Genomic DNA, 13,032 nt, shown 5'->3' with positions numbered 1-13,032 from the left:
TCGCCCGCAAAAAAGATGGGCTACGATATCACAGCGACCGCTACGGAACAGCGGCGCCCACAGACAGGGAGGTGCTATGAGTATTCGCGATTGGCCGTCGGCGGAACGGCCGCGGGAGAGGTTGCTTGAACAAGGCTCGGGAAGTCTTTCGGACGCCGAGTTGCTGGCGATATTTTTACGCACCGGCGTGGTGGGTAAAAGCGCCGTGGATCTGGCGCGACACCTGTTGACTCAGTTTGGCAGCCTGCGTTTGTTGCTGGAGGCTGATCAGGAAACGTTCAGCAAACAGTTGGGGCTCGGGCCGGCGAAATTTGCGCAGCTGCAGGCTGCTCAAGAAATGAGCAGACGCCACCTGGCCGAGCGGGCGCGGGACAAGTCGGCGCTGGAAAACCCGCAGGCGGTGCGTGACTACCTCAAATCGATGCTGCGCCATGAGCCCCACGAGGTGTTCGGCTGCCTGTTTCTCGACTCCAGGCATCAGGTACTGGGATTTGAGGTGCTGTTCCGTGGCTCGATCGACAACACCAGCGTCCATCCGCGGCAAGTGGTCAAGCGCGCCCTGGCTCACAATGCGGCGGCATTGATCCTCTGCCACAACCATCCGTCGGGCAACACTGACCCCAGCCAGGCCGACAGGGTGCTGACCAAGCGCCTGCAAAAGGCGCTGGACCTTATCGATGTGCGGGTACTCGACCATTTCATCATCGGCGACGGCGATCCGTTGTCGATGGCCGAGTATGGCTGGATGTAGGAGATAGTCGGGGCGAGCGAAACCCATGTGGGAGCGGGCTTGCTCGCGAAGGCGGTGTATCAGTCAGCATTGATGGCGACTGACTCTCCCTCTTCGCGAGCAAGCCCGCTCCCACAGGGTTTTGTGTGCGGCGGCTATTACTTGATGTTGACCTTGGAGTAGTCCTGCCGCCCGAACGGACTGACCGAGTAGCCCTCGACATCCTTGTTCGTCAGCGCGAAGGCAGTCGGATGAGCCAGCGGCAGCCACAGCGCCTGTTGCTGGATCTGCGTCTGGGCCTGCTCATAGAGTTTGGTGCGCACGCCTTGCTCGCCGGTGGTTTTGCCGGCGCTGATCAACTTGTCCAGGTCCTGGTTGCAATAGCGGGCAAAGTTGGTGCCGGACTTGAGCGCAGCACAGGAAAACTGCGGCGTGAGGAAGTTGTCCGGGTCGCCGTTGTCACCGGCCCAGCCCATGAACAGCAGGTCGTGTTCACCGGCCTTGGCGCGGCGGATCAGCTCGCCCCATTCGATCACGCGAATTTCCGCCTGAATGCCGATTTCCGCCAGGTCGGACTGAAGCATCTGGGCACCCAGGCTCGGGTTGGGGTTCAGCAGGCTGCCGGACGGGCGGGTCCATATCGTGGTCTGGAAGCCGTCCTTGAGCCCGGCCTTGGCCATCAACGCCTTGGCCTTCTCGATGTCATGGGGGTAGCCCGGCAACGCTTTCGCATAGCTCCAGGTGTTGGGAGGGTAGGGGCCGTTGGCGGGTTCGGCGGTGTCCTCGAACACGGCCTTGACGTAGTTGGCCTTGTCGAAGGCGAGGTTGATCGCCTGGCGCACTTCAGGTTTGTCCAAGGGCGGGTGCTGACTGTTGATGGCGACGAACGCGGTCATGAAGGCGTCAGTTTTTTCGACTTTCAAGGTCGGCTCTTTCAGCGCGGCCTGGACATCCAGCGGTTTGGGCGACAGGGCGATCTGGCATTCATTGCGGCGCAGTTTCTGCAGGCGCACGTTGGCGTCAGGGGTGATGGCAAAGATCAGCGGGTCGACCGAGGGCTTGCCGCCGAAGTACTCGGCATTGGCCTTGTAGCGAACGGTGGCGTCCTTCTGGAAGCGCGTGAATACGAACGGGCCGGTGCCGATCGGCTGGCTGTTAAGCTTCTCCGGCGTGCCGGCCTTCATCAGCTTGTCGGCGTACTCAGCCGAGTAGATCGAAGCGAACCCCATGCTCAGGGTGGCGAGGAAGGTGGAGTCCGGGTGATCCAGGGTAAAGCGAACGGTCAGCGGGTCCAGCGCATCGATCTTCTTGATCAGCGCGGGTAATTGCATCGATTGCGCGTGGGGAAAGCCGCTCTGGGCGACTTTGTGCCATGGGTTGGCCGGGTCGAGCATGCGGTCGAAGCTGAACTTCACGTCCTCGGCGGTCAATTCGCGCGTCGGGTTGAAATAGTCGGTGCGGTGAAATTTAACCTGCGGGTGCAACTTGAAGACGTAGCTCAGGCCATCAGGGGTGACCTCCCAGCTGTCCGCGAGGCTGGCGACCACTTTGCCGCTGGCGGTGTCGAAATCCACCAGGCGGTTCATCAACACGTCGGCCGAGGCGTTGGTGGTGGTCAGCGAGTTGTATTGCACCACATCGAACCCTTCCGGGCTGGCCTCGGTGCAGACGCTCAGGGCGGCGGCGAAGGCCTGTGGGCCCAGCAGGAGCGGGGCAAGCAACAGCGGTAGGGCAGCGAGGCGCATGGTCGGGTTCCTTTACAGATCGAAGGCCCATCTGCAAGTGCAGTCTGGAAAAGGCTTACCCTAGTGGGCTGGATTGCAAATGACTATCCCCTTTTTCGATTTCAGGGGACTATAGCCGATCGATTCGGGTGGGCACGGGTTGGAAAAAAGCTGGATTTTGCCGGTCGAGCGAATTCTCTGCGACGAGCGGTAGAAATCGACGGCAGCCTTGATCCAAGGCGCCTGGCGCCTGAAAAACGGGTTTTTTATCAACTCAACGCACACCGAATGTTGTTGCTCTCGAGTCTTTCTGGTATAAAGCAGCGCTCTTTTCTAGGGGCCCGGTTCCTTCGTTTGTAGGTGTAGCCGGTAAGACCCTTAAAGAAACGCGGCGCCTGGCGCCAAATGACTGAGAGATTAAGCGGCCAACCCATGCCGGGTTGGGCATGTGGTTTTAGAGGGCTGAGGCATGTCGAGAGTCTGTCAAGTTACCGGTAAGGGTCCGGTGACTGGGAATAACATTTCCCACGCAAATAACAAAACCCGTCGTCGTTTCCTGCCGAACCTGCAGCATCACCGCTTCTGGGTTGAAGAAGAGAAACGTTTCGTGCGTCTGCGCGTATCTGCCAAAGGCATGCGTATCATCGACAAGCGTGGCATCACTGTCGTGCTGGCCGAAATCCGCGCCGCTGGCAAGATCTAAGGGAGCTAATCATGCGTGAATTGATTCGTTTGATTTCGAGCGCCGGTACTGGTCACTTCTACACTACCGACAAGAACAAGCGCACTACCCCGGACAAAATCGAGATCAAGAAATTTGATCCGGTTGTTCGCAAGCACGTGATCTACAAGGAAGGCAAAATCAAGTAATTGATTTTTCCCGACTTACGAAAAAGGCCCGTATCGCGAGATACGGGCCTTTTTTGTTGCCTGTGGTTTGTGTGTTGCCTGTCAGGGCCCCTTCGCGAGCAAGCCCGCTCCCGCATTTGAGCGGTGTGGACCCGGACAAATGTGGGAGAGGGCTTCCCTGGCAACAAAAATCCTCAGGCCTTCTGCTCAAACGCCACATAGATCTTGCGGCACGGCTCCAGCACTTCCCAGGTACCGCGGAACCCGGCCGGGATCACGAAGCGATCGCCCGCGCGCACGGTTTTGCTGTTGCCGTCGTTGTCGCGCAGCACGGAAACGCCCTGGACGATTTCGCAGTATTCATGCTCGGTGAAATTCACCAGCCACTGGCCGACGGCGCCTTCCCACACGCCGGCATTCAGTTGGCCGCAAGGACTGTTGTAGTGGTTGTACACTGCTTGTTCGGGATCGCCCTTGAGGACTTTTGCCGGGTCTGGGCGATAGCGTTCGACGGCCGTGGTGGCCTGGCTGAAGTCGACGATGTTCTGGATGCTCATTGTTGTATTCCCCCGTCATTGCGGTGCGAGTGGTTGGTAATGCCGAAGTCTATGTTTATTAAAATGAACATCGCAAGGCCGTTTGCCGGCGTTATGTCAAATATATTGAAACTTCACCTGCCGCTGGTTTAGGGTGGTGGTTGCCTTGGGCCGTAAGCCGGCTGGCCAGGCAGAATTCCTGACAGCGCCCGCGAAGAACGCGGGTGTCGTATTCAATAAGAGGAGGACACTCGCATGACCACCCTGACTCGTGCCGACTGGGAGCAACGCGCTCGCGATCTGAAGATCGAAGGCCGCGCCTACATCAATGGCGAATACACCGATGCTGTCTCCGCCGAGACCTTCGAGTGCATCAGCCCGGTCGATGGTCGCCTGCTGGGCAAGATCGCCAGCTGCGATGCCGCCGATGCCCAACGCGCTGTTGAAAACGCCCGCGCCACCTTCAATTCCGGTGCCTGGTCGCGCCTGGCGCCGACCAAGCGCAAAGCCACCATGATCCGTTTCGCCGGCCTGCTGAAAAAGCACGCCGAAGAACTGGCCCTGCTTGAAACCCTGGACATGGGCAAGCCGATCAGCGACTCCCTGTACATCGACGTTCCTGGCGCGGCGCAAGCCCTGAGCTGGAGCGGCGAGGCCATCGACAAGATCTACGATGAAGTGGCCGCTACCCCGCATGATCAACTGGGCCTGGTCACTCGCGAGCCAGTCGGCGTTGTCGGCGCCATCGTGCCGTGGAACTTCCCGCTGATGATGGCTTGCTGGAAGCTCGGCCCGGCGCTGTCCACCGGTAACTCGGTGATCCTCAAGCCGTCGGAAAAATCCCCGCTGACCGCCATCCGTATCGCAGCCCTGGCCGTTGAAGCCGGGATCCCGAAAGGCGTGCTCAACGTGCTGCCGGGTTACGGTCACACCGTCGGCAAGGCCCTGGCCCTGCATAACGATGTCGACACCCTGGTGTTCACCGGTTCGACCAAGATCGCCAAGCAGCTGCTGATCTACTCTGGCGAGTCGAACATGAAGCGCGTCTGGCTCGAAGCCGGTGGCAAGAGCCCGAACATCGTGTTCGCCGATGCACCGAACCTGCAAGAGGCTGCCGAAGCCGCTGCCGGCGCCATTGCGTTCAACCAGGGCGAAGTCTGCACCGCCGGTTCGCGCCTGCTGGTGGAGCGTTCGATCAAGGACCAGTTCCTGCCACTGGTGATCGAAGCGCTGAAAGCCTGGAAGCCGGGCAACCCGCTGGACCCGGCGACCAACGTCGGTGCGCTGGTGGACACCCAGCAGATGAACACCGTGCTGTCGTACATCGAATCGGGTCACAGCGATGGCGCCAAGCTGGTTGCCGGTGGCAAGCGCACGCTGCAGGAAACCGGTGGCACCTACGTTGAGCCGACGATTTTCGATGGCGTGAGCAACGCGATGAAGATCGCCCAGGAAGAAATTTTCGGGCCGGTGCTGTCGGTCATCGCTTTCGATACCGCCGAAGAAGCCATCGCGATCGCCAACGACACGCCGTACGGCCTCGCCGCGGCAGTGTGGACCAAGGACATCTCCAAGGCTCACCTGACCGCCGGTGCACTGCGTGCCGGTAGCGTGTGGGTCAACCAGTACGACGGTGGCGACATGACGGCGCCATTCGGCGGCTTCAAGCAGTCTGGTAATGGTCGCGACAAATCGCTGCATGCGTTCGACAAGTACACCGAGCTGAAGGCGACCTGGATCAAGCTATAAGTCGGTTTTCTTAACGACGTAGATCCCCTGTGGGAGCGGGCTTGCTCGCGAAGGCGGTGTGACAGTCAACATTGATGTTGAATGTGATGGCCTCTTCGCGAGCAAGCCCGCTCCCACAGTGTTTTGTGCAGGCCATAAAAATATCCACAGGAGCGTGGAACATGCGTTGGGCGACGTATTTCGCCGTGTTGGCGTCTGTCTTGAGTGTCGGCCTGGCCCTGGGTGTCAGCATGCCGCTGGTGTCGTTCCGCCTGGAAAGCTGGGGTTACGGCTCGTTTGCCATCGGCGTGATGGCAGCCATGCCGGCCATTGGTGTGCTGCTGGGCGCGAAGATTTCCAGTCATCTGGCGGCCCGTCTGGGTACGGCCAATCTGATGCGCCTGTGCCTGTGGGCCGGGGCGGTGTCCATCGGGTTGCTTGCGCTGCTGCCGAGTTATCCGATCTGGCTGGTGCTGCGCCTGATGATCGGCGTGATCCTGACCCTGGTCTTCATCCTCGGTGAAAGCTGGATCAACCAGCTGGTGGTCGAAGAGTGGCGTGGACGGCTGGTGGCGCTGTACGGCAGCAGTTACGCGTTGAGCCAGTTGGCCGGGCCGATCCTGCTGGGCGTGCTGGGTACCGAACACGATTATGGTTTCTGGGTGGGCGTCGGCCTGCTGGTGGCGGCGCCGCTCCTGTTGCTGGGACGCAGTGGTGCGCCCGGCAGCGAGGCCTGCAGCGTGACCTTCGGTGATTTGCTGACCTTCTGCCGTGGCCTGCCGGCCATTGCCTGGGCGGTGTCGCTGTTCGCCGCCTTCGAGGCGATGATCCTGACGCTGCTGCCGGTGTACTGTCTGCGCCAGGGCTTCACCACGGAAATCGCCCTGGCGATGGTCAGCACCGTAGTGGTGGGGGATGCCTTGCTGCAACTGCCCATCGGTGCATTGGCTGATCGCGTGTCGCGGCGTGCGCTGTTTACCGGCTGCGCGGTAGTGCTGCTGGTGTCGAGCCTGGCGATCCCGTTGCTGATCGAGACCCTGCTGATCTGGCCGCTGTGGGTGCTGTTCGGTGCCAGTGCCGGCGGGCTGTTTACCTTGTCGCTGATCCTGATTGGCGAGCGGTATCGCGACGATGCGCTGGTGCGGGCCAATGCGCACATTGCCCAGCTGTGGGGCATCGGTTGCCTGCTCGGGCCGTTGATCGCCGGTGCCGGCAGCCAGTGGATCAGCGGGCATGCGTTGCCGTTGCTGATGGCGGCGGGGGCGTTTGGGTTGGTGATATTGGTGTCGCGCCAGGGTGCGTTTGGCGCGATACAGCCCGCATAAGATCAAAAGATCGCAGCCTGCGGCAGCTCCTACAGGGGGAATGCGTACATCTGTAGGAGCTGCCGAAGGCTGCGATCTTTTAAAGCATCCGCTCCAGCCCGACGATATCGCTGAGCCAGGCATTGAAGTGCCGCCACCAGCTGCCCGGTTCCTCGGTCATGGTGTGCATTTTGCCGTCGTCTTCGGTGGTCCATACGACCTGTTCATTCTTCAGCTGCACATGGTAACTCAAGGCCGGTGCCATGCCCTGCAACGCCAGGTCGCGAACGTGGGCCGCCAGTTCCGGACTGTCCACCAGCACCCCGACCTCGGTGTTCCACAGTACCGAGCGCGGGTCGAAGTTGAACGAGCCGATGAAGGATTTTTGCTGGTCGAAGATCATGGCCTTGCTGTGCAGGCTGGAATCGGAATCGCCGTAAGACTTGCTGGAAAACAGCCGAGGTCCGCTACCGCTGCTGTCTCCGGGCTGGCGGCGCAGTTCGAAGAGTTGCACGCCGTGCTCCAGCAGCGCCTTGCGATACGGTGCATAGCCGCCATGCACCGCCGGCACGTCAGTGGCCTCCAGTGAGTTGGTCAGCAGGCGTACCGTTACACCGGCGTCAGCCCGTCCGGTCAGGTAGACCAGCCCCGGTGGCCCAGGCACGAAATAGGCCGAGATCATGATCAGCTCTTTGCTGACGCCATCGAGTGCGGGCGCCAACTGGGTCGTCAGTAGCAACTGAGGGTCAGGCTCGCCGTCGGCCAGGACCTTGCTCGGTGCATCCCACAGCGCCTGATTCCATGCCCAGATCAGCTCTTCGCGCCAGATATCCAGGCGCGGCTGCGTGGTGAATTTCATCAACTGTTGATAGAGCGCGTGGTTCTGTTTGCGCGATTCCTCCAGGGATTCTTCCAGCCGGGTGCGGGTGTTTTGCAGGTCGTCGGCAGTCGGTTTGCTGGAGACAAATTCAGCGATCGGCTTGCTCAGGGCGCTGTTCCAGTACTGGTCGAAACTGTGCCCCAACTGCTCGGCGACCGGCCCGACACTGAGCATGTCGATGTCGGTGAAGTTCAGGTTGGGCTTGGCATCGAAATACTCATCCCCCAGGTTGCGCCCACCGACAATCGCCATGCTGTTGTCGGCCAGCCACAGTTTATTGTGCATGCGTCGATGTTGCCGCGACACATTGAGCAACCGGCCGATGGTGCGCGTCACGCCGGTGCTGCGACCCAGATGCAACGGGTTGAATACGCGGATCTGGATTTGTGCATGCGCCGCCAGCGTGGCGATGGTCTTGTCCAGGCCATCGCTGGTGGTGTCATCGAGCAGGATGCGCACCCGTACGCCGCGGTCCGCGGCCTTGAGCAATTCAGAAACCAGCATCCGCGTGCTGATGCCGTCATGCACGATGTAGTACTGCAGGTCGAGGCTGCTTTGCGCGTTGCGAATCAGCTCGGCGCGGGCGGTAAACGCCTCGGTGCTGTCGGACAGCAGGCGAAAGCCCGATTTCCCCTCATGGGTGGCGGCCTGGGCCTGGACCGATCGGCCGAATGCCGAGCCGCTCGCCGGTAGCGCCTGGCTCGGTTCAACCTGCAGGTCGAAGTTGGCGCAGCCGCCGAGGAACGAAGTGAGTAACACAAGAGCAAGCAGGGACTGTCTGGCTGTCACGTGGGATCGTTCCGGGTGGCGGCAGTGTAGGCATATGGACGCTGGTGTGATCAAAAAGGTCAGTCGGCTTGAGCCAGCAGTCTGATGGCTGCAGCGCCGACCTTGCGCACGGCTTCTTCAATCTGTGCCGTTGGTTTGGCAGCGTAGTTCATGCGCAGGCAATTGCGGTATTTGCCCGATGCGGAAAAGATGCTGCCGACGGCAATCTGTACGCCTTGATCGTGCAGTTCGCGATTGAGTTTCAGCGTGTCGAATCCTTCCGGCAGCTCGACCCAGAGCATGAAGCTGCCTTGGGGGCGGCTGGCGCGAGTGCCCGGTGGGAAGTAGCGAGCGACCCAGTCGATCATCATGTCGCGATTACGCTGGTATTGCGTGCGCATCCGCCGCAAATGCGGTTCGAAATGGCCGCCCTTGAGGAATTCGGCGATGGCGATCTGGGGTTGCGGAGCGGTCGAGCCGGTGCTGATGTATTTCATGTGCAGCACCCTTTCCAGATAGCGCCCGGGCGCGACCCAGCCGATGCGCAGGCCAGGGGCCAGGGTCTTGGAAAACGAACTGCACAGCAGCACGCGGCCGTCCTCGTCGAAGGACTTGATCGTGCGTGGGCGCGGATAGGAATAGGCCAGTTCGCCATACACATCGTCTTCGATGATCGCCACGTCGAAACGCTGTGCGAGCGTCAACAACGAGCGTTTGCGTGACTCCGGCATGATGTAGCCCAGCGGGTTGTTGCAGTTGGGGGTCAACTGTATGGCCTTGATTGGCCACTGCTCCAGTGCCAGTTCCAGGGCATCCAGGCTGATCCCGGTAAGCGGGTCGGTGGGAATCTCCAGGGCTTTCATGCCCAGCCCCTTGAGGGTCTGCATGGCACCGTGAAAACTCGGCGAATCCACCGCCACAATGTCCCCGGGTGCACAGATCGCCCGAATACTGGTGGACAGCGCTTCGTGGCAACCGGTGGTCACCACCAGGTCGCCGGGCCCCAGCTGGCAGCCCGAGTCGAGCATCAGGCGGGCGATCTGTTCGCGCAGTTCGAGGTTACCGTGGATGTTGTCGTAATACAGGCCCGGCATGTCTTGCCGCCGGCTGATGCGCGCCAGATCGCGCAGCAAGGGTTTCATGGTCGGGCTGGTGATGTCCGGCATGCCGCGACCCAGTTGCACCACGTCCTTGCGCGGCACGGCGCGGATCAGTTCCAGCACCTGGTCCCATTGCGAAATATCCACCGGCCGTTGGGCTGGACGGCCAATCGCCGGCAGGTCCGGCAGTTCGCGGCTGACGGGCACGAAGTACCCGGACTTCGGTCGTGGCATGGCCAAACCGTTGTCTTCCAGCACCCGATAGGCTTGCTGCACCGTGCTCAGGCTGACCCCGTGTTCGACGCTCAGCGCCCGCACCGAGGGCAAGCGGTCACCGGGACGATAGAAGCCCTGTTCGATACGCGTGCCGAGCAATTCGGCGAGGTTGACGTAAAGGGTCATGGTGCAGTCTCGGCGTGGGAGAGGGGGTAGACCAGTACAGATCGGGCAAAAATTCAGGATTCAGCGGCATAAACGGCGAATCTGTATGGATCTAATACAGGTCTTTTGAATCTGTAATGCATTTGCTCGCAACCGCATCATGAAAGCTCTGGCTACCCAAGTAAACAGGAGCAATCAAAATGAACGGCTTGAGCGATGTGCGGCTGACGTTACACAGTCAGGAACTGACGGCAGGGCAAAGGGACGGTGCGCGCCATGCGCCCATGCGCAATGCGCCGTCCCACCTGAGCCGCTGGGGTCTGTTCTGGCAGCGACTGCACACGCGCAAGGCATTGCTGGCGCTGACGGCGGAACAGCTCAAGGATGTCGGGCTGACGCGCGAGCAGGCGCGGGAGGAGGGGCTTAAGCCGTTCTGGCGGATCTGACTCAAGTGGTGTTCTTTAAATCGATTCGCGAGCAAGCCCGCTCCCACATTGGATCTTGGTGAACACGGATTTTGTGTTCGATCACATATCAAATGTGGGAGCGGGCTTGCTCGCGAAAGCGTCGGCACAGACGCCTCGAATTGTTCAGACCAACTCTTTCATCCGATGCCACAACATCCCCAACGCCAGCAACGGCGAGCGCAGATGCTTGCCGCCGGGGAAGGTGATGTGCGGCACCTGGGCAAACAAGTCGAAGCCTCCACCGTGCTGACCGCTGATGGCCTCGGCCAGCAGCTTGCCCGCCAGGTGCGTGGCGTTCACCCCATGACCGGAATAGGCCTGGGCGTAATACACGTTCGGCTGGTCCTTGAGCCGCCCGATCTGCGGTAGGCGATTGGCACCGATGCCGATCATCCCACCCCATTGATAATCGATCCGCACGCTGGCCAGTTGCGGGAAGACCTCCAGCATTTTCGGGCGCATATAGGCCGCGATGTCTTTCGGATCTCGCCCCGAGTAATGGCAGGCGCCGCCGAACAGCAGTCGTCGGTCCGCCGAGAGTCGGTAGTAATCCAGTGCCACCCGTTGATCGCAGACCGCCATGTTCTGCGGCAGCAGGGCGTGGGCCTGCTCTTCACTCAAAGGCTCGGTGGCGATGATATAGCTGCCGGCGGGCAGCACTTTGCCGCTGAGTTCGGGATTGAGTTCATTGAGGTAGGCGTTGCAGCCCAGTACCAGGGTCTTGGCCCGGACCGAGCCCTGGGCGGTGTGCACCTTGACCTCGGGGCCGTAATCGATGCGCGTGACGGCCGACTGTTCAAACAGCCGGGCCCCCAGTTGCCGGGCGGCCGCGGCTTCGCCCAAGGCCAGGTTCAGCGGATGCAGATGACCGGAGCCCATGTCGATCAGCCCGCCGACGTAGCGTTTGGAGCCCACCACCGTGTGCATTTCATGGGCTTGCAGCAGTCGGGTTTCATAGCGGTAACCGAGACTGCGCAGTTCTTCGGCGTCTTCGGCGAAGCCTTCGAGGTCGCGAGGCTTGTTGGCAAGGTCGCAATAGCCCCAGGTCAGGTCGCAGGGAATGCGAAACCGCTCGACTCTCTGTCGGACGATTTCCACCGCTTCCAGGCCCATGAGCTTCATCTGACGTACGCCGTCGGTACCGATCACATTGGCAAACTGATCCAGGCCATGGCCAACCCCCCGAATCAACTGCCCGCCGTTGCGGCCGCTGGCGCCCCAGCCGATTTTATGGGCTTCGAGCAGCACCACGCTCAGGCCGCGCTCAGCCAGTTCCAGCGCGGTGTTCAACCCGGAGAACCCGCCACCGACCACGCAAACGTCAGCCACCATCTCGCCGGTGAGCACCGGATGGTCGGGCTGGGGCAGGCTGCTGGCGGCATAATAAGAGCCGGTGTGCTGGTGATTCGCGGCAGGCGGCTGGGCACGGCCATTCATGTGCGTGATCCTGATTCGAGCGTCTGGAAAATTTGACGGAGCATAAGCCGGACCTCGTAGGCGGGCAACACTGGTCGGCCGGTGCTGTCTGGATCGGGGCTTTTACGTCAGAATCCGACCCTGTTCCGAGATCGGTAGTGTTTTAGATGAGTTGCAACAGTCAGAAAATTCGCACGCTGCGCCAACAGATTCCCTCGTTCGAGTGCGTGCCCGGTTGCCATGACTGCTGCGGCCCGGTCACCACTTCGCCGGAGGAAATGTCCCGTCTGCCGCGCAAGAGCCGCGCCGAGCAGGAGGCGGCGATGGACGAACTCAACTGCGTTCACCTGGGGCCGAACGGCTGCACGGTATATGACGAGCGGCCGCTGATCTGCCGGTTGTTTGGCACCACCAAGACCCTGCCGTGCCCCAATGGGCGAGGGCCGGTGGAGTTGATTCATCCGCGGGTGGAGAAGCAGGTATTCGAGTACATGGCCTCGAATCGGCAGGTGCTGGTTTAAAAGATCGCAGCCTGCGGCAACTCCTACATGGGATTGCGTTCCCCTGTAGGAGCTGCCGCAGGCTGCGATCTTTTGATCTTCAATCCGGAATCGGCAAACTCAAACTCTCCTTCACCTCTTCCATCACGATATAGCTCTTGGACTCGCGCACATGCGGCAGCTTGAGCAGGATGTCGCCCAGCAGTTTGCGGTACGAGGCCATCTCGGATATCCGTGCCTTCACCAGGTAGTCGAAATCCCCTGACACCAAATGGCACTCCAGCACGTGGGGCAGCTTCAGGACCGCGCGCCGGAACTCTTCGAAGGTATCGCCGGACTTGTAATCGAGGCTGATCTCGACGAACACCAACAGGCTGCCCTTGAGGTGCTGCGGATTGAGCCGGGCGTTGTAGCCCATGATGATCCCCTCGCGCTCCAGGCGGCGCACCCGCTCGGTACAGGGCGTGGTCGAGAGCCCCACTTTTTCCCCAAGCTCGGTAAAGGATATGCGCCCGTCCGCTTGCAGGATCCGCAGGATGTTGCGGTCGATCTTGTCCAGCTCACGTTTGGTCTGAGTGTTGGTACGCATAGGGGATGCGCCTCCGTGAAAAGGGTTTTTGCCGAGAATTGTCGCCAAATATAGGCGGTT

13 protein-coding genes are annotated in these 13,032 nt (G+C 60.8%); 7 read left to right on the top strand and 6 right to left on the bottom strand.

The genetic code is table 11. The annotated features are described in order from the left end of the window. Positions 1–76 precede the first annotated feature (76 nt). A complete protein-coding gene (gene radC / locus SOP85_RS00630; RefSeq protein WP_274073718.1) occupies positions 77–751 on the top strand; it encodes a RadC family protein in 675 nt (224 codons plus the stop codon). Positions 752–888: 137 nt separating this feature from the next. Here the strand turns inward: radC and SOP85_RS00620 are convergent, their stop codons facing one another. Then, entirely contained in the window at positions 889–2,475 is a 1,587-nt protein-coding gene (locus SOP85_RS00620) for an ABC transporter substrate-binding protein (protein WP_323625721.1), read from the bottom strand. Between the two features lie 448 nt (positions 2,476–2,923). Between SOP85_RS00620 and rpmB the strand changes: the two genes are divergently transcribed. Together rpmB and rpmG are read left to right on the top strand one after the other, a co-directional pair. After that, on the top strand, positions 2,924–3,157 hold the full coding sequence (gene rpmB, locus SOP85_RS00615) for a 50S ribosomal protein L28 (RefSeq protein ID WP_003176907.1): 234 nt from the start codon (positions 2,924–2,926) through the stop codon (positions 3,155–3,157). An 11-nt stretch (positions 3,158–3,168) separates the two neighbouring features. Beyond that, the gene (gene rpmG / locus SOP85_RS00610) at positions 3,169–3,324 is read left to right on the top strand and encodes a 50S ribosomal protein L33 (protein WP_007894709.1); all 156 of its coding nucleotides are present in this window, start codon (positions 3,169–3,171) and stop codon (positions 3,322–3,324) included. Between the two features lie 173 nt (positions 3,325–3,497). Here the strand turns inward: rpmG and SOP85_RS00605 are convergent, their stop codons facing one another. Next, positions 3,498–3,860 (bottom strand): cupin domain-containing protein, encoded by a 363-nt coding sequence (locus SOP85_RS00605; protein WP_008054608.1) that lies wholly within the window; start codon positions 3,858–3,860, stop codon positions 3,498–3,500. A 234-nt stretch (positions 3,861–4,094) separates the two neighbouring features. Here SOP85_RS00605 and SOP85_RS00600 point away from each other — a divergent pair, with 234 nt between their 5' ends. Together SOP85_RS00600 and SOP85_RS00595 are read left to right on the top strand one after the other, a co-directional pair. After that, positions 4,095–5,588 (top strand): aldehyde dehydrogenase, encoded by a 1,494-nt coding sequence (locus SOP85_RS00600; protein WP_323625720.1) that lies wholly within the window; start codon positions 4,095–4,097, stop codon positions 5,586–5,588. Between the two features lie 161 nt (positions 5,589–5,749). Then, on the top strand, positions 5,750–6,892 hold the full coding sequence (locus tag SOP85_RS00595; protein ID WP_323625719.1) for an MFS transporter: 1,143 nt from the start codon (positions 5,750–5,752) through the stop codon (positions 6,890–6,892). Positions 6,893–6,971: 79 nt separating this feature from the next. Here the strand turns inward: SOP85_RS00595 and SOP85_RS00590 are convergent, their stop codons facing one another. Together SOP85_RS00590 and SOP85_RS00585 are read right to left on the bottom strand one after the other, a co-directional pair. Beyond that, positions 6,972–8,540, bottom strand: a complete 1,569-nt coding sequence (locus SOP85_RS00590; protein WP_323625718.1) for a phospholipase D family protein — start codon at positions 8,538–8,540, stop codon at positions 6,972–6,974. Between the two features lie 59 nt (positions 8,541–8,599). Next, entirely contained in the window at positions 8,600–10,021 is a 1,422-nt protein-coding gene (locus SOP85_RS00585; RefSeq protein ID WP_323625717.1) for an aminotransferase-like domain-containing protein, read from the bottom strand. Positions 10,022–10,200: 179 nt separating this feature from the next. On the opposite strand from SOP85_RS00585, the gene SOP85_RS00580 reads away from it, so the two are divergent. Then, positions 10,201–10,446, top strand: a complete 246-nt coding sequence (locus tag SOP85_RS00580) for a DUF1127 domain-containing protein (protein ID WP_274073712.1) — start codon at positions 10,201–10,203, stop codon at positions 10,444–10,446. A 144-nt stretch (positions 10,447–10,590) separates the two neighbouring features. On the opposite strand, the gene SOP85_RS00575 is transcribed toward SOP85_RS00580, so the two are convergent. Further along, positions 10,591–11,904 (bottom strand): NAD(P)/FAD-dependent oxidoreductase, encoded by a 1,314-nt coding sequence (locus SOP85_RS00575; protein ID WP_323607403.1) that lies wholly within the window; start codon positions 11,902–11,904, stop codon positions 10,591–10,593. A gap of 146 nt (positions 11,905–12,050) precedes the next feature. Between SOP85_RS00575 and SOP85_RS00570 the strand changes: the two genes are divergently transcribed. Next, entirely contained in the window at positions 12,051–12,404 is a 354-nt protein-coding gene (locus SOP85_RS00570; RefSeq protein ID WP_274073709.1) for a YkgJ family cysteine cluster protein, read from the top strand. 79 nt (positions 12,405–12,483) lie between these two features. Here SOP85_RS00570 and SOP85_RS00565 read toward each other — a convergent pair whose 3' ends face one another. Further along, complete coding sequence (locus SOP85_RS00565) at positions 12,484–12,972, bottom strand: Lrp/AsnC ligand binding domain-containing protein (protein ID WP_003177284.1); 489 nt, start codon at positions 12,970–12,972, stop codon at positions 12,484–12,486. Positions 12,973–13,032 lie beyond the last annotated feature (60 nt).

This window comes from Pseudomonas sp. YuFO20 (assembly GCF_035064975.1).
GTDB classification, from domain to species: Bacteria; Pseudomonadota; Gammaproteobacteria; order Pseudomonadales; family Pseudomonadaceae; genus Aquipseudomonas; species Aquipseudomonas putida_AE.
This window is presented reverse-complemented; position numbering and strand designations above follow the sequence as displayed.